The following is a 23,130-nucleotide window of genomic DNA, read 5'->3' as shown; positions in this document are numbered from 1 at the left end:
ATCCGGGGCCTTCCGCGTCACCATGCCGTGAAGGCCGCCGGAGGAGTGAAGATCACCCCATGTCGCGGCGGTCGGTGACGCCGGAGTGCCCGTCTCTTCGCATGCGCAGCCGCACGACGGATCCGGGTCATACGACCGCCCTTCCCCCTCCCTTGCGGCTTGTTCGTCAGCGAGCCGGACAAGAGCGAAAGCCGTTCCTCGCCCGCCCGGGCCTCCCATCGAAATGGGGCGATCCGAGCACTGGAGCTGATTATGATCATCACCGACTGGCAAGCCCGTCATGGCCTCACCGCGGCGGAGCATCAAGCCGAGTTCGACCGGCTCACCGGCAGGGGCTACCGACTTCTCAAGATCGCAGGCTATGAACTGGGCGGCATCCCGCGCTTCGCCAGTATCTGGGCGATCCAGGGCGGGAGCGCCTGGCGGGCCCGGCATGGCATCTCGGCCAGCGACTACCAGGCAGCGGTGACCTCGCTGAGCAGCGACGGTTTCCGGCCTGTCGACCTGTCGGTGTTCCGCTCGGGGAACACCGTCCTGTTCAGCGCGATCTGGGAACAGGAGCAAGGCCTGGAGTGGGCCGCCCGCCACGGACTGACCGGAGACGAATACCAAGCCCTGTTCACCGATTTGTCGAACAAGGGCTTCCGCCTACGCTGTGTGTCCCCTTACGAGGACCAGAACGGCGTGCGCTTCGCCTGCATCTGGGACCGTTACGCCGGCCCCGCATGGACGGCCCGGCACGGTCTGACGGCGCAGGAATACCAGGACGAATTCAACGCGCAGAAACAGCGCGGCTTCCGTCTGGTGCGAGTGGTCGGCTACCCGATCGGTGGCCAGATCCGGTACGCGGGTATCTGGGAGAATTCGCCCGGTCATCCGGGAAACGCGGCCCACGGCCTCCCGCACGCCGACTACCAGGGCCAGTTCGACGCCAATTCGGCCGCACGGCTGCGCCTGGTCGATGTGAGCGGCGCGAGGGACGGCAGTTCGGCACGCTACACCACCATCTGGGAGTCGACCCCGGAGACCAGCCCCAGCGCCGGCGCCGCGGCAGGACTGGTGGTGCCCTTCATGCAGAAGTGGGCCGTACCGGGATTCTCCTTCGCGCTTGCCCGCAACGGCGCGATCCGGGCCACCGGCGCCTTCGGCTACGCCAATCGCATCACCCGCGAGATCGCCACGCCGAACCACCGCTTCCGTGTCGCGAGCGTCGCCAAACCCATCACCTCCACCGCCGTACACCTGCTCATCGACCAGGGCCGCCTCGCCCTGACGGACAAGGTGTTCGGCACGGGGGCACTGCTGGGAACCACGTACGGGACACAGCCCTACAGCGCCCGGCTCGCTGCCCTGCGACTGCAGCACCTGCTGGAACACTCCGCCGGCGGCTGGGCCAACGACAGCGACGACCCCATGTTCCAGCAGAAGCACCTGGGACAGGACGCGCTCATCTCCTGGACGCTCAACAACCGGCCGCTCACCACGGACCCCGGCACCACCTACGCCTACTCGAATTTCGGCTACTGCCTGCTCGGCCGGATCATCGAGCGGGTGAGCGGGATGTCGTACGCGCAGTTCGTCGACCGTTCCGTGATGGAGCCGAGCAACGCCGGCCAGTCCGTCCTGGCCGGCGCGACCGCGGCGAACCGGCATGGCCAGGAGGCGATGTACTTCGGCCTCAACCGCGAAGCGCCCTACGAGATCCGGGTCGACCGGATGGACGCCCATGGCGGCTGGGTCATGACGCCAGCCGAAGTGCTCCGCTTCCTCTTCTCCGTCGACGGCTTGCCGACACCCCCCGACCTGCTGCGGCCCGCGACACGAACAGCGATGACCACCGCGTCCTCGGTCCGCCCGGTCACCCCCACCGAGTCCGGCTACGCCCGAGGGTGGTGGGTCAACAACGTGGGGACCATCTGGCACGACGGCACCCTGCCCGGCACCCAGGCGACCCTCGTCCGGCCCTCCGACGGCCGCGCCTGGAGCGCCGTCTGCAACACCGGACGTCCGAACACCGCGCTCGCCGCGGAGTTCGACGACCTGATGTGGAAAGTGCAACAGGCCATCTGACCTGGTCCTCCCCGGCCGCCGCCGGCTCGCGGGTTCGGCCCGGGCGAGGTCCGTCCCCTGCTGCCGCGCATCACCGGGCCGGCCCGGGCGGGGGCACCGGCGGGGTGGACACGCCGGCTGGCGGCCCGCTGGGCACGCACACTGTCGGCCGCCCAACGGAACGGTGACCGGCCGGTGGTGGCCGAGTACCTGCTGAGGGACCCGGTGGACGCCGAGCACACGGGCCACCTGGCCCTGCGGACCATGACTGAGCGCGTGCACGCCGCCGCGGAACGGGCCGCCGCGGCTGCGTCACGGGCGGCACCGCCGTCCCCGCCCCGCCTGCCGCCGGGTTGGCCGTACCGTCGTGCGCCAGCGTTCCCGGTCGCCCCTGTCCGGCCGCGTCCGCGCCGCCATGCGTCTTCCGGCTGTCGCTGTGCCGCGCCCGGACTCGTACGCGCCGCCGCGCTGGAGGACGAGGATCTGGTCGCCTCCGGTCCTGCGGGTGCGGGCACATCATCCGGTCTGGTCAAGCAGCGGGTCCGTGCGGTCTTCGGTACAACTCCCGATCATGGAAGTAGTACCTGATGAGTGACGTGACTGTCTCTGCCGAGGCGGTTGAAGAGGTTCGGCCGGCCGGGGTGCCGGCGGACGTGCTGGACGAGCAGTTGGTCGGGCCGTTGGTCGACCGGGCCCGCGCGAGCGGCCTGCAGCTGACCGGCGAGGGCGGGCTGTCCCCGCAGGAGGCAGCTCGCAGCAGCAGCTGACCAAGCGCGTGCTGAGGTCCACTCCCGAAGGCGAAGTCCCCGACGGCGCAAGCCCCCACCAACTGTACGCCGGCAACGGCTACGACTGCTCCCACCTGCGACGACGGTTGTCCGAGCAGGGCATCCGGCACCGCATGGCCCGCAAGGGAGCCGGCCCTCCCAACGGTTCGGGCGGCACCGCTGGACCATCGAACGCGCGATGGCCTGGCTCGCTGCATGCCGTCGACTCCATCGCCGCTACGAGCGCGAAGCTCAGCGTTTCCTCGCCTTCACGGGCCTCGCATGCACCCTGATCTGCTGTCGCGGGCTCGCCGGATGAGATTGCCCTTTCAGGCCAGGAGAATCTCGACAGTGATCGCCACTGCCAGCACAACATAAACGGTGCACGCAGCATAGTTCAGCACGGCTGTCGCTTTTGTCGAGCCGGTGAGCCGTGCATGAAAGAACCCCGACAGCACCCCGATGCACCCGTAAAGAATTATCTCCGTCAGAACGTTGATTGCACCGAGAACGGCCATCTGCAATTCGGGATCATCTGCACCCCCCATGAACTGCGGGAGCACCGCGAGGTAGAAGAGAATTATTTTCGGGTTCGTCAGGCTGACCAGCATTCCTCGCAGATACCATCTACCTGTCGCGATGTTCCCGTGCCCGTCGATCGCGCGACGCGCGCTTCGTATCGTCACGTACGCCAACCACAGCAGATACACTGCGCCCAGCATTCTCACCGCATCGAGCACCGATGGGTGCGATCGGGCGATCTCCCCCATCCCGGCAACGACGGCGGCGGCATAGACACTCATACCTGTTCCTATACCGAGGATGGCTCTCAGCGCGGACAGGCGACCACCTTCGAGGCCCACTGCGAGCATGTAGGCCATATCAGGCCCGGGTGGAGCGAGAAAGAGCAGGATCACCGCAACGTAGCTGGGCAGTACCGATAAATCCACCATCGTCGACCACCTCCGGTTTCAGCGTGGTGCGCCAGGAGCTCCTCGATGCCGACGTGATCGATCCGCGCCGGGTCGCCTCAGTCGGCGGTCGGGCACATGCTGCTGACCATGGAGGACTCCACGAGATCCCCGAGTCGACTTAGAACCACCTATGGCGGTTCTAACACGTTTGCCCTTCAGGTGGCAACCGGCTAAGGTGGTTCAGTGGCTACTCTTCGCTTTCCCGAATTTCGCCTGGGCAAAGTGTTGGCGACCAGCTTCACGGGAACACTGTCGGAGCGTTACGGTGAAAAGCTGGAGAGAATTCCCGTGCCCTCTCGGCTCGTAGACTGGTTGGCGGTCAACGGACTCGCGGTCGACTCCTGCACCCCGTCCCAGCTCGACCGGGCCCGAGAGCTGAGGGAATCGATTCATACAGCTGCCACGGCCGTCGCGCACCAAGACCCGCTTCCCTCTTCAGCCGTCCAAGTCATCAATGACTGCAGCACTCAGGGTCTGGCCTCGGCGATCCTGACGCCCGAGGGGGGCCGGAAATGGCGACTGAACTCTTCTTCCGTAGAAGATGCGCTCAGTGTGATCGCCGCCGACGCGATCAGTGTCCTCGCGGGAGAACGGGAGGGGAAGATCTCCTTGTGCGCATCGCCCACGTGCCGAGCCGCTTTCCTGGACACCAGCCGAGGCGGCACACGGAAATGGTGCGACATGAACACGTGCGGAAATCGCGAGAAGAAGGCGCGCTTCCTCGCCAACAAGCGCAGTAATTCAAGCCTTGTCGACTGACCGCTTTCAGGCGTTCACCGGTATCGCCGTCCCCTCGTCCACTGGCCCAGGCTTGCCGAATGAGACGATCTCTTACTGATCCGACACGCTTTGGATTCGTGCTCGTCGGCGGTGGATGAGTGATCTGGTGGGCGGTGAGCGGCCGGTGCCGTGACACGCACGACAGCACTCGACCGGAACACCCGGCGGGATCCGTGGACACCGCAGCGGACGGCGCCCACGGCCTGCGATGCGCAGGGACCCCCTCAAGGCGTACGGGATCTCGAAAGGCCACCTGCTTGCGGGGTCCGAAGCCCAGCCCCGCATACCGGCCGACCGCGCCGCTCTCCCCCGGCTCTCGCGGGCAGCCCGGCCCCGCCGCGGCGGCCCGACCACGGGGACCCGCGCGGGCGAGCCATCACCCCGACGAGCCGTCAGTACCACCCGACCCGGCAATGTGACAGTGCCCTGGCGAGCAAGGGACGTCGGTCGTGCAGGCAGCCGGGAACAACCTCAGGGCTGCGAGATAGGCTGCCGCGCCTCGGGGCGTCGGCACGGGAAGCACCCCCTTCCGGGGTGCCTCGGTCCTATCGGGTGTCGTGTTCAGGTCGTCGGCCTCTGCCGACGCGTACCAGCAGCCGACTGGAAAGGACGCAGTCCATGGACCTCGATCCCGGCCTCTGTCTGCATGTTCCGGAGGGTTTCGACGACACGGATGCGGAGACTCAGGTGCATCCCATGGCCAGGAAGCTGTTCCCCGCCGCGACTGCCGCGGAAGCCTTCGGGAAGGCACAGGAGTGGGTGGGGGAACACGACGTCTTCTTGGTGGATGTCTCCTGGGACTTCACGCACGACGAAGATCTGCCTTGCACGCTGAGCATCTACTTCACGTTCGAGCCGGAACCCGAAGACGCCTGACAGCGGCCGGTGACCTGAGCCGGGGACTCGCCGGCGGCGGACGGCGGATCCCCGGCTCAGGTCACCGGCGGAGCTTGCCCGGGCCCCTGATGTTCGGGAAGGCCTTGCGGGAGAGCAGCGTCTGGCTGCGGCGGCGTTGCAGCTCACCGCGTACGGCCTTCGGGTCGTGCGCCTTGTCGCGGGTCGTCGGCGGTGCGCGCCCCGAAGGCGCGATGTCCTTCGGGGCGGCAGGGGTTTCGGTTCAGGCGTTGTAGCCGCCGTGGGCGTCCAGCACGGCGCCCGTGATGTACGACGCGGCGGGGCTCGCCAGGAAGGCGATCGCCGCGGCGATTTCGTCGGGGTGTCCCATGCGTTGCAGGGACAGCGAGCCGACCAGGGCCTTGAGGGTCTCGGGGTCCGGCGGTTGCATGCCGCCCTCCATCAGTCCGGCCTCCACGACGTTGGCCGTGATGTTCCGGGGCCCGAGGTCGCGGGCGACGCCCATGGTGTACCTCTCGATCCCGGACTTGGTCGCCGCGTAGTCGGCAAGGCCGGGGGCGCCGACCCGGGAGCCCAGTCCGGAACTCACCGTGATGACGCGGCCGCCCTCGCGCAGCACTCGGGAGGCGGCCCGGATGACGGCGATCACGCCGAGGTAGTTGGTGGCGTGCATCCGGTCCAGTGCGGCGGTGTCGGCGTCCGGGTCGTCCACCGTGCGGCCCTGCTCCACCGAGATCGCCGCGTTGTTGACGAGGATGTCCAGGCCGCCGAAGTGCGCGACCACGTCGTCGATCAGCGCCGGTGCCCGGCTGGTGTCCGCCTGGTCGGACTGGAAGGCGACGGCCTTGACTCCCTTGCCCTGCACCTCGTCGACGACGGCCTGCGCCTGCTTCTCGGAGCTGACGTAGGTGAAGGCGACGTCGGCGCCCTGCTCGGCCAGCAGCCGTACGGTCGCGGCTCCCAGCCCGCGCGACCCTCCGGTGACCAGGGCGACCTTGCCCATGAGTGGCTTGCTCATTCTTCTCACCTCGTTGATCGACCCTTCCCGGCAGTCGCAACAGTAATTGTTACGACGAACTGTTGCAACATTAACTGTTACGACTGCGTCGCCGTAACATGAAGCGTTGCGGCCGGAAGGAGGAGTCCATGAGCGCCAACAGCAGGCTGACCATCGCCGCCCACGCGCTGGCCTGGATCGGTCTCTACCAGCGCCAGGGCCACGAGGTCGCCACCTCCGAGCAGATCGCGACCAGCGCGAACACCAACCCCGTGGTGATCAGGCGGCTGCTCGGCGAGCTGCGCAGGGCCGGGCTCGTGGAGTCCCGGCGGGGCGCGGGCGCGGGCTGGTCGCTGGCGCGCGAGCTGGAGTCGATGACCCTGCTCGACGTGTACGAGGCAGTGGAACCCGGCCCCCTGTTCGCGATGCACCGCACCACCCCGCACCAGGAGTGCGTGGTGGGTCACGGCATCCAGCCGGCATTGCAGAACATCTACGAGGGCATCGAGGAGACCCTGCGACACGAACTGGCCCGCGTCACGCTCGAGAACATACTCCAGGACGTACTCGCCGCCTCCCGCTAAGCGCTGCCCCGTCATGCCCCGGGAGGGCGTCAAGTCCGTTTCCGGCAGGGGTCGCGTCCGGGCTGTTCGAGGAGTCCCTGGCAAGCGGGTCGTCCCAGGCGGGAGCGGGTGACGTCGATCGGGGGCCCGTCGGTGGGCGGGCCGGGGTGCTCGTGCGGGCCGCGGACGCGGAACACCTTCCCGGGGTGTTCGTTGAACGTGGTCGCGATGCGCTGGTGGACGGTGGCGGTGGCGGTCCTCGCGGGGGCCGGTTCCCGGCCGGGAGGGGGAGGCCGTCGACGAGCCTGCGGGTGGCGGCGAGTCCGGCCAGGCGGGTTTCCGTCCCGGCCAGGGAGGTGGTGAGCCGCTCGGTCCGCTCACGCAGGTTGCCGGCTCGTGCGGCGGTCCCGTCGTGTCCGGCCTGCAGCAGCCGCAGGAGTGCGCTGACGTTCACGCGGCCGACTCCACGGCGTCCCGTCGGCGGCGAGGGTGGCCAGGCAGCGGAGCATGCCGGCGGTGAAGACCCGGAAGACGCGGGAGGCCGCGTCGTCGGACCGGCGCCCGCGGCCGCGGGCGAGGGGCCGCTGCAGCATGAGGGCGCCGTTGCCCTGCTCGACCACCCGGCGCCTCGGTTGCGCAACGAAACCCCTGCCCTCATCGCCGGGGCCGCGCCGGACCTGGATCCGCCGGTCAAGGCCGTCCTGGCGCCACGGAGTGAAGCAGTAGGACACCGCCGGCCGGGCCGGGAAAATGTGCGGCAGAAGTCACCGCCGACAACCCGTCCGGTTCCGGTGGAGCAGCGCGTTCACGATCCCGCGCAGGTCGCGGGAGCCCGGATTCCCGGTCGCCGGCCGCGCCGCCCGCTCCTGCTTCCCCGCGGTGACCAGCGGCTCGGCCAACACCCACTGCTCGTCGGACAAGCCGGTCGCGTACGGCATCCCTCCCATGCCCGCGACTCCCTCATGCGCGCGACAGACGCGAGCGTGGGACCGTCCCGTCACCCACGAACGGACGACATCGCCCCATGATGCGCTGCCTGCGGCGACACGGGGCGCCGACACCGCTCCCGCATCACGGCTCGCCACGAACACCGGGCTCAGGACTTTCCCTCGTCCTCGTCGACGTTGTCGCTCCCGGTCACTTGACCCCGTGTCATGGCAAGGAAGCGCCGGATGGCTTCGACCGGCATATCGAGTCCTTCGGACGCGGATCGCTCGCCGCCGAAGACCTGCACCGCCTCAGTGACCGCCACGGCCAGTTCGGCCTCTGCCTTGCGGACCTTGGCCTCGGCCTTGTCCACGGTGTCGGCCGCCGCCAGCTGACGGCGCTGTCTTTCCTGAAGCCTCTGTTTACGGGAAGGGGTTTTGTCAGGGTTCTGCACAGTCATGACCAAGATCATAATCAGTCGGGCGTACGCCCGGGAAATCGGCAACTCACCGGCACCAGCAGGGCGTTCGCAGCCCGAAGGCTCAGCATCGGCGGCCCCGTGGAGCCGTTGCCCAGGACAGATGCGGCGCGAGGGCGTTGTCACACTGACGGCGGATGCCCGCCGATGGGGCTTCGGAGCGTGCCGAAGCATGGTTCCAGTCCCCGTTCGGACTGGTGCGGGCAGGACAGGACACGCTCAGGTGTTCCGCCGGTGCGCCGCTCGTACGGGTGCCGTGGCAGTCCCGTCCGCGGTCGCCCGGAGGGCGGCCTCCCGGACGCGGGCGACCGCGTGCTCGGGCAGGTACCGGTCGGCGTGCAGCCGGCCCGCGGCGGTGACGGCCGCGTCCCTGCGGGCCCGGTCGGTGAGCAGGTCCGCGCAGTGCCGGGCCAGGTCCTCGGCCGTGTCGGCGACCGCCAGGTGCTCCCCGGCGACGACGTCGAGACCCTCGGCGCCGATCGTGGTGCTGACCACCGGCACCCCGTGGGCGAACGCTTCGAGGATCTTGATGCGGCTGCCGCTGCCCACTCGCAGCGGGACCACCACCAGGTCGGCGGCCCGCAGGTGGGGCGTCATGCTCGCGACCGCGCCGGTGACCCGCACGTGCGGGCCGGCCAGTGCGGCGACCTCGGGTGTGGCCGCGCCCGCCAGGACCACCGTCGCGTCCGGTACCCGCTCGCGGATCAGCGGGAGGATCCCACCGGTCAGCCAGGCGGCGCCGTCCGCGTTGGGCGCCCAGTCGAAGGAGCCCTGGAACAGGATGGTCGCGCCGCCGCCGGTGCGCGGCGGCGCCGGCGGGCGGGCGGGATAGGTGTTCGGGACCACGGCGGTCCGCTCCGTGCCCAGCCGGGCGGCGTCGTCGGCGCAGGTGACCACGGCCACGTCCGCCTCGCGGGCCACCCGCCGGTGGACGCGGCTCCACCAGGCGATCGAACGGCGTGCCTGCACCCGCTGCCACGGGGTCAGCGGCGCCCCCCACACGCCTCGGCCGAGCCGTGCCCAGCGGCGGATCAGGACGTCCTCGAAGTCGTCCACGTCGACGACGGTGCGGCCGGTGAACCGGCCGCGCAGCGGCAACCAGGCGCGTTCCCGGTTGAACCAGACGAGGTCGTAACGGGTGCCGGTCGACCAGTCGGGCAGCACGGGTTCGAGCGCGCGCCGCTGGTGGGCGGCGTAGGCGGCGGACGGCCCGCGCGCGGTGATCTCCAGGAAGGCGCGGGTGCCCGTGTACGGCGGGACGGGGGCCACCCCGGTGCGGGCGAAACGGGCGGTCTCCTCCGGCGGCAACATCGTGCCGGGCGGCGCGAGGAAGAGCGCGTCGACCGGGCCCAGGCCGGCGAGGGCGCCGGTGACCAGGTCCATCCGCCGCACCGCGCCTCCGGCGGGCCGGCGGGGCAGGACGTCGCTGACGAACAGGGAGTGGATCACCGGTCGCCTCCGCTCTCCGAGAACGCCATCGGGCCGGTCTGCGCGCCGGGGTCGCGCTCGGGCGGGCGCCCGGTGCGCCGGCCGGCCAGCAGGGTGTAGCCCAGTCCCACGGCCCAGCCGATCACCGTCGCCCACATGACGCCGTCGACCCCCCACGCGTGACCCAGCCCGTACGACAGCGGAAGCCGGACCACGCCCAGCGACAGCACCGTGCAGACCAGCGGCACGACGGTGCGGGCGATGCCGTTGAACCAGCCGTGCAGCACGACCGTCAGCGTGTAGCACAGGAAGAACGGCGCCGTGATCAGGATGTACCGCTCGGTCACCAGCCGGGTCCCGGCGCTGCCGGAGAACAGCGCGGCGATCGGCCCGCGTCCGGCGAGCAGCAGCAGGGACACCACCGCGGTGAGGGCGATGCCCAGCCATACGGTGCGGCGCACGCCCTCGCGGATGCGCGCGGCCCGGCCGGCGCCGGAGTTCTGCGCGGTGAACACCATCAGCGCGCCGGACAGGTTGAGGAACAGCGCGCTGGTGAGCAGCTCCAGCCGGGAGACGACGGTCAGCGCCGCGAGGGCCTCGTCCCCGAACGGCGTGATGATCCGCACCAGTACCAGGACCCCGACGCCGATCAGCAGGTACTGCGTGGCCATCGGGGCACCGATCCGCAGGCCGCGCCGCACCTCGGCACGCACCGTGCCGGCCGTGACCACGGCCGTCCCGGGCGGCCGCCGGCGCTGCTCGCGTACCAGGCGGGCCAGGCCGGCCGCCGCGGCCAGAGCGCTGGCGGCCGACACGGCCAGCGCGGCGCCCGCGATACCGAGCCCCCAGGGCCCCACGAACAGCCAGGCGAACACCGCGTTCAGCACGCTCGCGGCGATCATCAGGCCGGTGGCCCGGCGGGCGTCGCCGCGGCCGGTCAGCACCGCGCACACCGCGCCGAGCGCGTACACCGCGACCATGCCCGAGCACAGCGTCACCACGAAGGTGCGGGCCTGGGCGGCGACCTCGCCGGTCACCCCCGTCAGCGCCAGCAGCGGCGCCGTGGCCGGCACCGCCGCCGCGGCGCACACCGCCGACCAGACCACGGTGCAGACCGCGAGCGCCCGCAACGCACTCGGATCGTCGCGCCGGCCGGCGCCGGCGAGGTGTCCGAGCCGTACCGAGAAGGCGCTGGAGACGCCCGTGAACAGCGACGTCAGGATCGCGTAGAGCGGCTGCGCCGCGCCCATCGCGGCCAGCCCGGAGACACCCACGTACCGGCCGACGACCGCGCTGTCGACCAGCAGGTAGCCCTGCTGGAGCAGGTTGGCCAGGGCCAGCGGGGCCGCGATGCCGACGATGCCGGTCAGCACCGGGCCCCGTGTCAGGTCCGGCACGTCACTCCCCGGGGGTGGTCAGCAGCTCGTCGAGCCACGCGTCGTCGTCCCCGTCGTCGTCGCCCAGTGCGTCCGAGTCGTACTTGGTCTCGATGAGCCGGGCGACGGCGACCACGGTGCGCTCGCTCATCAGGTCGATGGCGTCGAACTGGCGGCCGAGGCAGGCGGAGATGTCGTTGCCGATGCTCAGCGCCATGATCGAGTCGGCGCCCAGGTCCCGGAAGTCGGCGTTCACGTCGATCTCCGGGTGCCCGAGGACGTGCGCCAGGCAGCGGCCCACCATCCGTTCGGTGTCGCTGTACGCGCCGTCCGGCCGTCCGGTGAGCCGCACCTCGGTGGTCTCCACGGCCTCGCGCACGCGTGCCAGGCTCCGCTTGCTCCGCTCCGCGAGCGCCGCCAGCCCCGTCGCGACCTTGTCCTCGATGTCCGGGGAGAGGGCCACGTCGTAGGTCGGCAGCACGCTCATCAGGTCGCTGTCGTAGTTCACCTCGCCGGCGAAGAACCCCGGCCGGTCACCGCGCAGCGCCGCGTCGATCAGCCCGAGGCCGGCGCGGGTGCGCAGCGACCGGAACGCCAGGTCCTCGTTGACGCCGGTGGCGACCGCCATGCCGACCTCCCGCCAGGCCACCCACTCGACGCTGACCACCCGGTGCTCCGGGGTGTCCAGGGCGCGGGCCAGGTGGTCCAGGTAGTAGTTCGCGGCCGCGTAGTCGGCCTGCCCGAGGGCCGGGAACACCGCGGCCACCGAGGACATGTGCAGCACGAAGTCGGGCCGGTCGTCCCGGGTCAGGTGGTGCAGCAGGAACGCGCCGCGCAGCTTCGGCCGCAGGACGGACGCGAACTCGGCGGCCTCCCGGTAGGCGAGGAGGTTTTCGCCGGGCACGCCGGCGGCGTGCACGATGCCGTCCACCCGGCCGTGCGCGGCGCGGATCGTGTCCAGCACGGCCGCCAGTGCGGCCTCGTCGGCGACGTCGGCGGCCACCGGGTGCACGCCGGCGCCGAGCGAGGCGATCTCGCGGATCGCCGTGACGCGCGCCGCTGCGGGGTGCTGCGGATCGGCGGCGACCGCGTCCCACTCGGCCTCGGGCGGCAGGGCGGTGCGCCCGAGCAGGTACAGGTGGACGCCGGGAGCACCGGCCGCGAAGTGCCGGGCCGTCTCCAGGCCGATGCCGCCGAGACCGCCGGTGATCAGGTAGGCGCCGCCGGGCCGCAGGTACGCGTCGCGGACCGCCGGGATCTGCGGCAGCTCCGCGAAGGACTCGCGGTACTTGTCCGTGCCGCGCAGCGCGTACACGCCCTTCTGCGGGGCGAGGATCTCCTCGCGCAGCACCGCGGCCGGCACCGCGTCGTCGGCGTCGACGAACCGCACGGTCAGGTACGGGTACTCCCGGGCGACCGCCTTGGCCAGCCCGGCCAGTGCCGCGTGTTCCGTGACCACGCCCCGCTCGCCGGGTAGGGCCGCCAGCGCCTTCCGGGTCAGCACCACCAGGTCGACCGTCGCGCCGGCGTGCATCAGCGCCTTCGCCAGCAGGAAGAGGCCGATCAGGTGCTCCTCGACGCGGCGGTCCAGTTCCGCGGGATCGGCCGCCGGTCGCGCGCCGAAGGCCGGGGCGTACACCAGATGGGTGTACCCCTCGTCGACGAGTTCCTCGGCGAGCGGGTCCGGTTCGGTGCCGGGGGCGCCCGGCGCGCGCAGCACCGCGTCCGCCGGCAGGACGGCGGCCACGGCGTCGGCCGTCTCCGGGCCGGCCAGCGCCAGCACGCGGGACGGCGCCTCGCCGTACCGGGTGTGCGGCGCCGGGGTGAAGGCCACCTCGTGGGTCAGCGGGTGCCCGGCCCGCGGCGCGGCCGGCGCGAACCGGTCGCGCCAGTCGTCGGGGAAGTCGACCCAGGCGCGGGTCTCGTCGAACTCGTACGGCGGCAGGTGCACGGTCCGCGGACGCGGGCCTTCGTACCGGGCGCGCAGGTCGAGGCCGTCGCCGCCGGTCCAGTCGCGGGCGGCGTCGGTGCGGGCGGCGTCCGGCACCTCACCGGCCTCGGTGGCCGCCAGCGCCGCCCGCAGGGCCGGCAGGTCGGCGACCGTGTAGGCGAGCCGGTGCCGGTGTCCGGCGCGGGAGACGTTCGAGGTCCAGCACACGTCCCGGATGCCGCCGTCGATCCGGCCCGCGTCGATCGCCTCGCGGTAGCGGGTGACCAGCCGGCCGAGCGAGGCCGGGCTCTGCGCGCTGAGCGTGAACAGGTAGGGCGGCCGGTCCCCGCCCGGTTGCGCGGGCGGCGCCGTGAACTCCTCCAGCACGACGTGCGCGTTGGTTCCGCCGAGGCCGAAGGCGCTGACACCGGCGCGGCGCGGGCCGTCCCCGTCCGGCCACTCGTGCGCCTCCCGCGGCACGTACACCGGGCCGTCGTCGAGGTCGATCGCCTCGTTGGGCCGTTCGTAGTTCGCCAGGGGCGGGATCACCCGGTGGCGCAACGCGAGCGCGGCCTTGATCACGCCCATGACGCCCGAGCCCTCGAAGAGATGGCCGATGTTCGCCTTCACCGTGCCGACCGCGCAGAACCTCCGGTCGTCGGTCCGGGCCGCGAAGGCCCGCCGCAGCCCCTCGAACTCGATCGGGTCACCGACCTTGGTGGCGGTGCCGTGCACCTCCAGGTAGCCGATCGTGCGGGGGTCCACGCCCGCGCTCCGCCACGCGGCGTCCAGCAGGTCGGCCTGGGCCCCGGCGTCCGGCGCCGTCATCATCTCGGAGCGGCCGTCGTGGTTGACCGCGCTCCCCTTGACGACCGCGTACACCTGGTCGCCGTCGGCCAGGGCCCGGTCCAGCCGCTTGAGCACGACGGCCCCGGACCCCTCGCCGAAGCCGGTGCCGTCCGCGTTCTCGTCGAACGTGCGGGTGACACCGTCGGAGGACTCGATGCCGATCCGGGTGTGCGGGTGCCGCACCGGCGCCAGCACCACCCGCGTACCGGCCACCACGGCCGTGTCGCAGTCGCCCAGCAGCAGCGCGGCCCTGGCCTGGTGCAGCGCCAGCAGCGACGCCGAGCAGGCGCTGTCGATGACCATGCTGGGGCCGCGCAGGTCGAGCAGGTACGACAGCCGGTTGGCCAGCATCGTGACGATGTTGCCGGTGATGCCGAGCTGCCCCAGGGCGGGGTCGATGCGGCAGAAGTAGTCCAGGTACGACCCGCCGGGGTTGCCGGCGTAGCCGATGTACACGCCGGTACGGCTGCCGGCCAGCCGCTCGCCGGTGTATCCGGCGTCCTCCAGCGCCCGGTACATCGTGCGCAGGACCAGTCGCTGGTGCGGGTCGGTGACCGCGGCCTGCTTCGGGGTCATGCCGAAGAAGGCGTGGTCGAACAGGTCGACCCGGTCCAGGAAGCTGCCGTCGTGGAACGCGACGCGTTCCTCGGCGTCCGGCACCAGGGCCGACTCCCGGTGGTAGCGCAGGTATTCCTCCACGTCCTGGCGCCGCCGTGCCGGGAAGGGCCGGGTGAGGCTGCGGCCGGTGCGGACGATGTCCCAGAACGCGTGCTGGTCCGGCGCGTCCGGTACTTCGACGGACAGTCCGACGATGGCGATGTCGGTGGTCATACGTGTTCCTCCGTGGGCCGGGCCGCGATCCGTGCGATGAAGGCGGTGAGGGTGGTGCCGTTGACCTCGTCGAAGCGGGCGACGCCGGCCGCGCGCAGGGCGCGGACCGTGCGCACCCATTCCACCGGGCGGGAGATCTGCGTGCCGAGCAGCTGGACCGCCCGGCCGGGATCGAACTCGGTGCCGGTGACGCTGGACATCACCGGCGTGTGGCCGGCGCGGAACTCCTGCGTGCGCAGGACGTCCGCGAACGCCCGGCCGGCCGCGGCCATCGCGGGCGTGTGGAACGGACCGCTGACGTGCACCGGCAGCACCCGGACGCCCGGGCCGCGCAGCGCCTTGGCCGCGAGCGCCAGTTGCCGTCTGTCGCCGGCCACCGTCACCTGCTTGTCGCTGTTGCGGTTGGCGACGTGCACCAGGTTGAACCCGGCGGCGCGCAGCGTCGTCTCGATCCGCGCCGAGTCCAGCCCGACGACCGCGATCATCGCGCCGCCGGTGACGCCGGCCATCAGCTCGGCGCGGCGCCGGACCAGTGCCAGGCCGTCCATCAGGTCGAGGACACCGGCGGCCACCAGCGCGTTGAACTCGCCCAGGCTGTGCCCGGCGAAGTAGTCGTACCGTCGGCCGTCGCGCTCCAGGTCCAGCCAGGACAGCGCGTTGACGAGGAAGACGGCCGGTTGTGCGTAGCGGGTGTCGGCGAGCCGGTCGCCGGGGTCGTCGCGGCACAGCCGCGCCACCGGGTAACCGAGCAGCTCGGACGCGGCCGCGGTCTCCCGCGGATACCGCTCGAACAGTCCTTCTCCCATGCCTCTGCGCTGTACGCCTTGGCCGGGGAAGACCAGACAGTGCATTCGTGGACGCTCCTCACTCAGGCGGCTGGTGCGGGGATGCTGTGGTAGCGCAGGCCGCTGCGGCTGCCGCGCAGGCTCTCCCGGGTGAACACCCGGGCCGACGGGCCCGGGCCGAAGTCGACGATCCGGTCGGGCCGGCAGCCGTCGATCGCCGCGCGGACCGTGCCGGGCCAGTCCAGGGGCCGGCACACCGCGTGCGCGAGGACGTCCGGCAGCAGGTCGCCGCGGTGCTGGAGATTGGCCGGGGCGTCGGCGACGTACACCGGCACGGCCAGCCGGTCGCCGGTGAGCGTGTGCGTCATGAGGTGGCGGTCCGCCAGCGTCGCGCGCACCGCCGACTCCAGCAGCGGTGTGTGGAACGGCGCGGTGCTGCGCAGGTACGTCCAGCCCGCCCCGGGTGCGGCGAACCGCTGCGCGTGCCGCGCCCGGAAGCCGGCGAGGCCGGCGGGGTCGCCGGCCAGCACGTGCGAGCGGCCGGAGTTGGCGAGGGCCAGGTGCACCGGCGAGTCCGCCACCAGCTCGCGCAGTTCCCCGGCCGGGACGCCCGTCACCGCCGCCATCGGGGTGGCCTCACCCGTCCGGGGCGGCGCCGGCTGATGGCAGCGCACCAGCGTCAGCGTGGTCATCATGATCACGTCGTGGCAGAGCGCCGTGTACTGCCGGCGGCCGGTGATGCGCAGTCCGGCGACCATCGCTCCGATCAGGCCCAGGCTGTGGCCGATGGCGGCCACCGGCGCGGGCCGGTCGGCGTGCGCGCCGCCGATGGCGGGCTGCAGCAGGCACAGTTGGTAGAGGTGGGCGCACAGGCCGTCCACGATGGAGTGGTCCAGGGCGCCGGCGTCGGGGGTGCTGCCGCGCAGCCAGGCGGTCAGCGGGATGCCGCCGGGCAGTTCCCGGCGGTAGGCGTCCGTGCCTACGTGGTCGAGCGCGCCGGCCACGGCCGCGGCCGCGGTGGTGAAGTACCGGGCGTTCTCGGGGCGCGCGTAGAGCGCCCGCAGGGCGGCGAGCGGCGGGCCCTGTATGCCCGCCATGCCGCTGAACAGGTATAAGTCTCGCACGTGTGTTGTCCCGTGAGGTGCGGCTACCGGTCACTGACCGGGGTCGGCAGAAGCTGCGGGAGGCCGGCCGCCTCGTCGACGAGGCGGCGCGCCGCCTGCTGCTCGAGCTGCCGCAGGCGCTCGAGCCCGCGGCGGATCCGGTCCGCCGACAGCGCGGGCAGTCCGACCTGGAAGGCGGTGACCCGGTCCGACAGCACGGTGGCCAGCTGCGCGATGCGGGCGTAGGCGGAGCGGACCTCCTCGCCGTGCGCGGTGAGCGCGAGGAACCGGCTGAACAGGGTGCGGGAACCGGCCAGCAGGGCGAGGCTGTTGACCCCGGGCGCGCGGTAGGCGGCGGTCGCCGAGGCGCGCTCCACCACCAGGTTGTCGCCGATGACGTCGTAGAGCTCGAACCCGTCGCCGAACCCGGCCAGGAACGTGCGGTAGGCGGCCTCGAAGCCGGCCCGGTCGGGGCCGGACGTCCGCCGGACGGTGGCGCAGTCGGTGAACCAGCGTTCGGGTTCCCGGGCGTAGCCGTCGCGCAGCACGTCCCAGCTCACGGTCAGCGGGACGTACTCGTGGTCGTCGGTGACGTTGTCGACCAGCAGTACCTCGGTGCTGCTCGTTCCGCACAGCAGGAACGAGTGCAGCAGGCGGTATTCCTCGGGGAGGGTGCCGACGCGGCGCATGAACTCCACCCAGTAGGGGAAGTGGTGCCGGGGCGCGTAGAAGAACACCGGCTGTCCGGTGGCGAGGAACTCGGTGACACCGGACTCGAAGCGGGCCAGGTCGACGGTCCCGGCCGAGAGCACCTCGAACCCGAGCAGGCGCAGATCGTCGTCGGTCACGTACGGGGCGTCGAACGCCCAGCGGTCCTCGCCGCGCAGGTAGCAGTGCCGGTGGATCGCGGAGGTGGAGCCCAGCGCCCCGTACATCAGCAGGTCGGACCAGCGGGTGCGGCCGCCGACGTAGGCCAGCAGCTGGGTCTTGCGGCAGTGCAGGTGGTTGTTCGGATCCCGGGTGCGGATCAGATCCACGCCCGATAACTTGATCATCTGATCGACGGACAACAGCGTAGACCTCCGTTCGGCGAGGCCACTGTCGCGGGGACCGGATCGAGGGGTGTTGCGCTGTCGGTGGGTTCGATCCGTCCGGCCGGCAGGGCGGCGCCGGGGCAGGTGTCACAGGATTCACCGTGGTCGCGCACCGCGATGTGCGCGTTTCCTCCCGCCGCTCACGCGTGAGTGTCCCCATGGGGTGATCGGGGGCGAGGCGCGGCGAGCAGCAGGGGAAGAGGTGTGTGGAATCGTCGGTGTCTTCTTCGGCAGCGACGCAGAAAACCGCTCAGGTGTGTGCCTGGCGCGCTCCATCATGGCAGCGCCGTCAGGGCCGGTCAACAAAAATCATACTAATTACCGGTGTTGGGTTCCGGCGCGGGCCTGCGGCCGCCGAGACCGGGGAGACGGACGGCTCCGGAGCGGGCCGGCGGAGTTCGATGCCGATGTGTCCGCCTCACCGCCGCGGCGGGATCGGCGGCGGGGCGAGTGGCGCCTGCGGGGCCGATGCCGGACGGGCGGCGCGAGCCGGTCCAGCCGGCGGGCGCGCGGCTGCCGGACGGCACCACGCAGGCCCCGCGGTTCCCGGCCGCGGCGGCGGGGAAGGAGGAGCGGTCCCGGGCGGCGCCGGTCCGTGGCAGCCCGTACGCAGGTGGCAGCGTGACCGCGGCGGTCACGCTGCCACCCGGCGCCCTGCCGGCCGGGAGGCGAGGGCCGACGAACGTACGGGGTGCTACCGGAGAGTGATCGCGTAGACCTGCACCCGGGGGTCGTTCCGCAGGCCGACGGAACGCACCGTCTTCGAGGCGTCGAGGTCCGCCGAGGAACCGAACAGACGCACCGGCGGGCCGTCCACGCCCTGCCCGCGCTTGATCCGGTGCGGCATCTCCAGCACCACGGAGCTGCCTTGCGGTGCCGCTCCCGCCCAGTCGCCCACGGTGACCGGCACTTCGGCGGTGGTTCCGTCGGTGTAGCGGACGGTGAGCATGGTCGTCACCGGGCCGTGGTGGGCCGCGGCGACCAGACGCAGCGCGCTGTACGACCCGGCCGGGAGCAGCAGGGCCTGGCCGCGGGCCTCGACGAAGTTGGCGGCCGTCCCGGACGGATCGGGAGCGTCGTAGGCCACGCCGTCCCGGACGACCGGACCCGCCGCGGGCAGCAGATCACCGTCGTAGCTCCACCCCGATCCGTCGAAGTCGCCCTCGCCGGAAGCGGCGACGGTCGCGGTACCGTCGTGGTTCATCTCCTCGCCGAGGTCCACGGCGCACTCCTCACCGGCGTCCGCCGCGCAGCGGGCCGCGGGACGCACCTCGATGGTCGCGACCCGTTCCACCGTCCCCGCCCCCTTCGCGGCCGCCGTGATCCGCACGGTGTACGAACCCGGCGCGGTTCCGGCCGGCACGCTCACGTCCACCGTCGCGGTCCGCTGGACCGGCAGCCGGTGGGACACGAGCGAGAAGGGCCCGGAGGTCTTCACGGTCCAGCCGCCGGGAGCCTTCGCGCCCACGCCCACCCGCAGCGTCCCGGGGGACTGGCCCAGCACGTCCAGCTCCAGACGGACGCTCTGTGCGCTGTCGGCCGTCGGCAGGACGTCGGAGCCGGTGCGGAGCGACGCGTCCAGGTGCCGGCGGGAATCGGCTGCCGCGCGGTTCACGGACGGCGGCTCCGCGCCCTTGCCCGTGCCCCATGCCGACGGCTTGCCGGCCATCTCGAAGACGAGGTTTCCGCCCTTGGCGACCGCGTCCCAGTCCAGCCAGGTGGCGCGCAGGTCCTTCCCGTCGAACTTCGCCTGCTGCACGTAGCGTCGGGTGTCGCTCGTACCCGGTGCCTCGACGGTCAGGGTGCCGCCCTGCTCGTTCCCGTGGGCGCCGATGCGGATGACCGCCGACGGGAACTGCGGACTGGAGACGGCGAGGAAGTCGCCGCCGTTCGTCGTCGGGTACAGGCCCAGGGAGGAGAAGACGTACCAGGCCGACATGGTGCCCAGGTCGTCGTTGCCGGTCATGCCGTCGGGCCCGTCCGTGAAAAGCGTCATCGCGGCGCGGACCACGGTGGCGGTCTTGGCGGGCGCGCCGGCCCACAGGTACATGTACGGGGCGTGCAGATCGGGCTCGTTGTTCGGGTTGTAGGTCGGCTTTCCGTAGTAGTCGTACGGTGCGGAGATCCAGTCCTCGCGAGCGGTTCCGGCGGGGTCCGCGAGGAGTTCGTCGTAGGCGAAGAAGGCGTCGAGCCGCTTCTCGGCCTCCCGCTTGCCGCCCATCAGGGACACCAGCCCGGCCGGGTCCTGGGGCACCAGCCACTGGTACTGGTAGGCGCCGCCCTCATGGAACTGGTGGCCTGCTTCGACGGGGTCGTAGGGCGTCAGCCAGGTGCCGGCGGTCGTGCGCGGCCGGAACTGCTTGACGGAGGAGTCCCACAGGTTCCGGTACCACTGGCCGCGTGCCGCGAACATGCGGGCGTCCGCGGTGTGCCCCAGCCCCTTGGCCATCAGGGCCAGCGACGCGTCCGCCGCCGCGTACTCCAGGGTCGCCGAAGCGGGATGACGGCAGTCGTTGTCACCGCCTTTGTCCGGGCAGTCCTTCCCCGGTTCCAGCCCGCTGGGGATGTAGCCGCGTTCCTGGTAGTCGGCGACTCCCGCACGGCCGTTGTAGGGGGAATCGTCCGGCGGCGTGCTCAGGGCGTTCTTCCTCAGGAGCGCGTACGCCTCCTTCTCGTGGCCTGCGAGCAGCCCCTTGGACCAGGCCTCGACGAGGAAGGGGGTCACCGGGTCACCGGTCATGATGTTCGTCTCGCTGTTGGCGAGCGACCAGCGCGGCAGCCAGCCGCCGTCCCGTCCGATCGCGACGACCGACAGCGCGACATCGCGGGCGACCTTCGGCTGCAGCATCTGCAGCAGCTGGTTGTGCGGCCGGTGGGTGTCCCACAGCGACAGGTTCTGGTACGGCGTGAACCCGGACGCGGCGTGGATCTTCCCGTCGAAGCCCGCGTACCGGCCGTCGACGTCTCCGGCGAGGTTCGGGTGCAGTTGCGCGTGGTAGAGGGCCGTGTAGAACGCGCGTCGCCGCTCGGCGGGCCCGCCGTCGATCCTGACTGCGGCAAGCTGCCGCTCCCAGGTCGCATGCAGCGCCGTGCGGGTGGCGTCGAAGTCGTAGGAGCCGCCCGTCTCCGCCTCGAGATTCTTCCGGGCGCCCTCGATGCCCGTGTAGGAGAGCCCCACCTTGACGACGACATCACGGTCGGTACCGGCGTCGAAGGTCACCCAGGCACCGTTCCCGCCCTCGCCGGCCGCGTCGCGCCCACCGGGGGCGGGGGTGGCGCCGCGCCAGGTGCCGTGCGAGAAGAACGGCCTGTCGAAGGCCGCCGTGAAGTAGACGGTGTGCCGGTCCTTGCCCGCGCAGAAGTTGCCCGCCTCGACCCGGCCCTCGACCGTCCGGTCGCCGACGACGTGCACCTCCGAGCTGTACACCTTCTGATTGGCCTTGCCCGTGTTGAACAGGACGTTGGCGCGGTCGGTCGAGGGGAAGGTGTAGCGCTGCCATCCCGTGCGCGGTGTGGCGGTCAGCTCGGCGTCGATGCCGTACGTCTTCAACCCGACGCGGTAGTAGCCGGGTTCGGCGTCCTCGTCGTCGTGCGAGTAGGCCGAGCGGTAGGTGTCGGGGTCGACGCTGTCGACCGCTCCGGTCGTCGGCATGAGCGGCAGCTCGCCCATGACGGAGCAGCCGACGCCGGAGAGGTGGGTCTGGCTGAAGCCGTGGATCTCGTCCTGCTGGTAGTCGTAGCCTCCCTGGCCGCCGGTGTCCGGGCTGACCTGGACCATGCCGAAGGGAGCACTCGCACCGGGAAAGGTGTTGCCGAAGTTCTGCGTGCCGATGAACGGGTTGACCAGGGAGGTGAGTCGGGGAGCGGCCGCAGGGGCCTGGGCGGCGGCCGGCGCCGGGCCCAGGGCGCCGCCGGCGACGAGCAGTGCGGCGAGGACTGCCGATGCGCGGTTGCGCCATCGGCGGAGGGGTCTGTGCATGGAAGCGGTCTCCTGTTCCTCACCCGTCATGTGCTGCGTGACATGAGAGGTGATCTCCAAGCGACGGACGGAGTGGGTGCGTTCGGCCGGTCGCACGTGCGGTGCTCGAGCACGGGACGTGGCGCGAAGACTGATCGGTCCGTGTCGGATGTCCGCCTGGTGCACGGCTCCCGCGCGGTCCGGGCGGGCGGGACGTGCTCCGAGGCGGCCGGACACGCACGTGCCTTCGCATCACCGGTGACGGCCCGTCGGCGAAGGCACCGTTCATGGGCGAACGGACGAGGCGCACGCGATGGAGCGCCGGCCCGGGAGGGCCCGGCCCTGGTGCGTCCTCCTGCTGTCATGCAGGGGAGGGCGGCAGTGTGCAGGTCATCGCGGTGAACCTCCCGTTGCAGCGTGATCAGCGGCACTCGGCTGGACGGAAGCGGACTAGATCATGCACCTGACATCGTTGTCAAGGCTTCTGTCGCCGACCGGTGCAGGCAGCTCGTTCTGACCCACGGCGAGCTCTCCGCGCAGCCGAGGGAGGCCTGCGGCGCCGAGGTGTCCGAGACGACGATCTCCACGGTCACCGGCAGAGCCGTCGACGGCATGCACGAAGGGCGGAACCGGCCGCTCGACGCGGTCCATCCGGTGCCGTTCGCCGACTGCGTGCAGGGGAGGCCGCGGGTCCCGCCGACGATCTCGTGATCCGGAAAGGCCGGGTTCGTCCTGCGAGCGGGACGCGTCTGCGCAGGAGGCCGGGACCGGCCCGTCCGGGCATCCGGCGTCTCAGTGTCTTCAGCCGGCCGGTGTCGCCCTCGGCGGCGTCGGAGCCGCGTGCCGGGGACAGGCCGTTGCGGGCCGCGCCGAAGTCACGGCGGAGGTTGCGGGCGAAGTCCGCGAGCGGCGTCGGACTGTCCCGTCCGGCATCCGCGATCCACTCCTCCGGACGGTCGCCACGGCGGCCGGTCGTCATGGCGGCGCACTCCCTGACGTGACCGGCGAGCCGGTCGAGCCCGGGATCGCGCTCACGCAGCCGGTGCAGCTCGTCGGCGTCCTCGTCCCGCAGGCGTCCGGGGTGGGGCATGATCCAGGAGGTGATTCGCGGACCGGCGCGGGCTCGGGTCCCGCCACGGGGGCGTGTCCGCTCCCGGTCCGGTAGCGTCGCGGGTGCCGCCGGACGGCCGACTCGGCGCCGGGACACCCGAGTTCCTGGATCTCGCGGTGGAGCCGGGCGGCGTTTTCGATGCCTCCGTCCCGACGTCGGTGCGGACAGCCCGGCAAGCGCCGGAGGGTTGCGCACGGGTGTCTCACGGTGGGGCGAAGAAGCCGGAAGGGAGCGCTCTCGTTTGGGAGCGCTCCCAATGCGCCGGTGCGTCGACC

General features: G+C 71.7%; 18 protein-coding genes. 7 read left to right on the top strand and 11 right to left on the bottom strand.

Translation table 11 applies throughout. The features are described from left to right. Positions 1–159 precede the first annotated feature (159 nt). The 3 genes from ABD363_RS11100 (at position 160) to ABD363_RS32620 (ending at position 3,135) form a co-directional block, all read left to right on the top strand. Positions 160–2,070: a serine hydrolase gene (locus ABD363_RS11100; protein WP_344602216.1), complete on the top strand. Its 1,911-nt coding sequence runs from the start codon at positions 160–162 to the stop codon at positions 2,068–2,070. 566 nt (positions 2,071–2,636) lie between these two features. Continuing rightward, on the top strand, positions 2,637–2,816 hold the full coding sequence (locus tag ABD363_RS11095; protein ID WP_344602214.1) for a transposase: 180 nt from the start codon (positions 2,637–2,639) through the stop codon (positions 2,814–2,816). 85 nt (positions 2,817–2,901) lie between these two features. Next, a complete protein-coding gene (locus ABD363_RS32620) occupies positions 2,902–3,135 on the top strand; it encodes a transposase (RefSeq protein ID WP_425577972.1) in 234 nt (77 codons plus the stop codon). A 10-nt stretch (positions 3,136–3,145) separates the two neighbouring features. Here the strand turns inward: ABD363_RS32620 and ABD363_RS11090 are convergent, their stop codons facing one another. Further along, the gene (locus tag ABD363_RS11090; RefSeq protein ID WP_344602212.1) at positions 3,146–3,769 is read right to left on the bottom strand and encodes a LysE family translocator; all 624 of its coding nucleotides are present in this window, start codon (positions 3,767–3,769) and stop codon (positions 3,146–3,148) included. Positions 3,770–3,973: 204 nt separating this feature from the next. Here ABD363_RS11090 and ABD363_RS11085 point away from each other — a divergent pair, with 204 nt between their 5' ends. Then, complete coding sequence (locus tag ABD363_RS11085) at positions 3,974–4,549, top strand: CGNR zinc finger domain-containing protein (protein ID WP_344602210.1); 576 nt, start codon at positions 3,974–3,976, stop codon at positions 4,547–4,549. A gap of 639 nt (positions 4,550–5,188) precedes the next feature. Continuing rightward, on the top strand, positions 5,189–5,446 hold the full coding sequence (locus ABD363_RS11080) for a hypothetical protein (RefSeq protein ID WP_344602208.1): 258 nt from the start codon (positions 5,189–5,191) through the stop codon (positions 5,444–5,446). A gap of 241 nt (positions 5,447–5,687) precedes the next feature. Here the strand turns inward: ABD363_RS11080 and ABD363_RS11075 are convergent, their stop codons facing one another. Beyond that, the gene (locus tag ABD363_RS11075) at positions 5,688–6,443 is read right to left on the bottom strand and encodes an SDR family NAD(P)-dependent oxidoreductase (RefSeq protein ID WP_344602206.1); all 756 of its coding nucleotides are present in this window, start codon (positions 6,441–6,443) and stop codon (positions 5,688–5,690) included. A 128-nt stretch (positions 6,444–6,571) separates the two neighbouring features. Between ABD363_RS11075 and ABD363_RS11070 the strand changes: the two genes are divergently transcribed. Then, positions 6,572–7,006: an Rrf2 family transcriptional regulator gene (locus ABD363_RS11070; protein WP_344602204.1), complete on the top strand. Its 435-nt coding sequence runs from the start codon at positions 6,572–6,574 to the stop codon at positions 7,004–7,006. A 743-nt stretch (positions 7,007–7,749) separates the two neighbouring features. On the opposite strand, the gene ABD363_RS11065 is transcribed toward ABD363_RS11070, so the two are convergent. The 9 genes from ABD363_RS11065 to ABD363_RS11025 all read right to left on the bottom strand — a co-directional run bounded on the left by ABD363_RS11065 (position 7,750) and on the right by ABD363_RS11025 (position 21,765). Next, on the bottom strand, positions 7,750–7,932 hold the full coding sequence (locus ABD363_RS11065) for a transposase (RefSeq protein WP_344602202.1): 183 nt from the start codon (positions 7,930–7,932) through the stop codon (positions 7,750–7,752). A 149-nt stretch (positions 7,933–8,081) separates the two neighbouring features. Continuing rightward, on the bottom strand, positions 8,082–8,372 hold the full coding sequence (locus ABD363_RS11060) for a hypothetical protein (protein WP_344602200.1): 291 nt from the start codon (positions 8,370–8,372) through the stop codon (positions 8,082–8,084). A 237-nt stretch (positions 8,373–8,609) separates the two neighbouring features. Next, the gene (locus tag ABD363_RS11055; protein ID WP_344602198.1) at positions 8,610–9,839 is read right to left on the bottom strand and encodes a glycosyltransferase; all 1,230 of its coding nucleotides are present in this window, start codon (positions 9,837–9,839) and stop codon (positions 8,610–8,612) included. Beyond that, positions 9,836–11,215, bottom strand: coding sequence for an MATE family efflux transporter (locus ABD363_RS11050; RefSeq protein ID WP_344602196.1), 1,380 nt, complete (start codon positions 11,213–11,215; stop codon positions 9,836–9,838). The genes ABD363_RS11055 and ABD363_RS11050 overlap by 4 nt, the downstream gene beginning before the upstream one ends. A gap of 1 nt (position 11,216) precedes the next feature. After that, entirely contained in the window at positions 11,217–14,804 is a 3,588-nt protein-coding gene (locus ABD363_RS11045; protein WP_344602194.1) for an SDR family NAD(P)-dependent oxidoreductase, read from the bottom strand. Further along, entirely contained in the window at positions 14,801–15,655 is an 855-nt protein-coding gene (locus ABD363_RS11040; protein WP_344602192.1) for an ACP S-malonyltransferase, read from the bottom strand. The genes ABD363_RS11045 and ABD363_RS11040 overlap by 4 nt, the downstream gene beginning before the upstream one ends. 17 nt (positions 15,656–15,672) lie before the next feature. Beyond that, a complete protein-coding gene (locus ABD363_RS11035; RefSeq protein ID WP_344602190.1) occupies positions 15,673–16,713 on the bottom strand; it encodes a hypothetical protein in 1,041 nt (346 codons plus the stop codon). A 23-nt stretch (positions 16,714–16,736) separates the two neighbouring features. Then, the gene (locus ABD363_RS11030) at positions 16,737–17,747 is read right to left on the bottom strand and encodes a hypothetical protein (RefSeq protein WP_344602188.1); all 1,011 of its coding nucleotides are present in this window, start codon (positions 17,745–17,747) and stop codon (positions 16,737–16,739) included. Between the two features lie 733 nt (positions 17,748–18,480). Next, entirely contained in the window at positions 18,481–21,765 is a 3,285-nt protein-coding gene (locus tag ABD363_RS11025; RefSeq protein ID WP_344602186.1) for a GH92 family glycosyl hydrolase, read from the bottom strand. A 396-nt stretch (positions 21,766–22,161) separates the two neighbouring features. Between ABD363_RS11025 and ABD363_RS11020 the strand changes: the two genes are divergently transcribed. Beyond that, a complete protein-coding gene (locus ABD363_RS11020) occupies positions 22,162–22,455 on the top strand; it encodes a hypothetical protein (protein WP_344602184.1) in 294 nt (97 codons plus the stop codon). The last annotated feature ends 675 nt before the right edge of the window (positions 22,456–23,130 follow it).

This window comes from Streptomyces glaucus (genome assembly GCF_039533365.1).
Classification (GTDB): Bacteria; Actinomycetota; Actinomycetes; order Streptomycetales; family Streptomycetaceae; genus Streptomyces; species Streptomyces glaucus.
The sequence above is the reverse complement of the archived record's forward strand: the minus strand, read 5'-3'. Positions and strand labels throughout refer to the sequence as shown.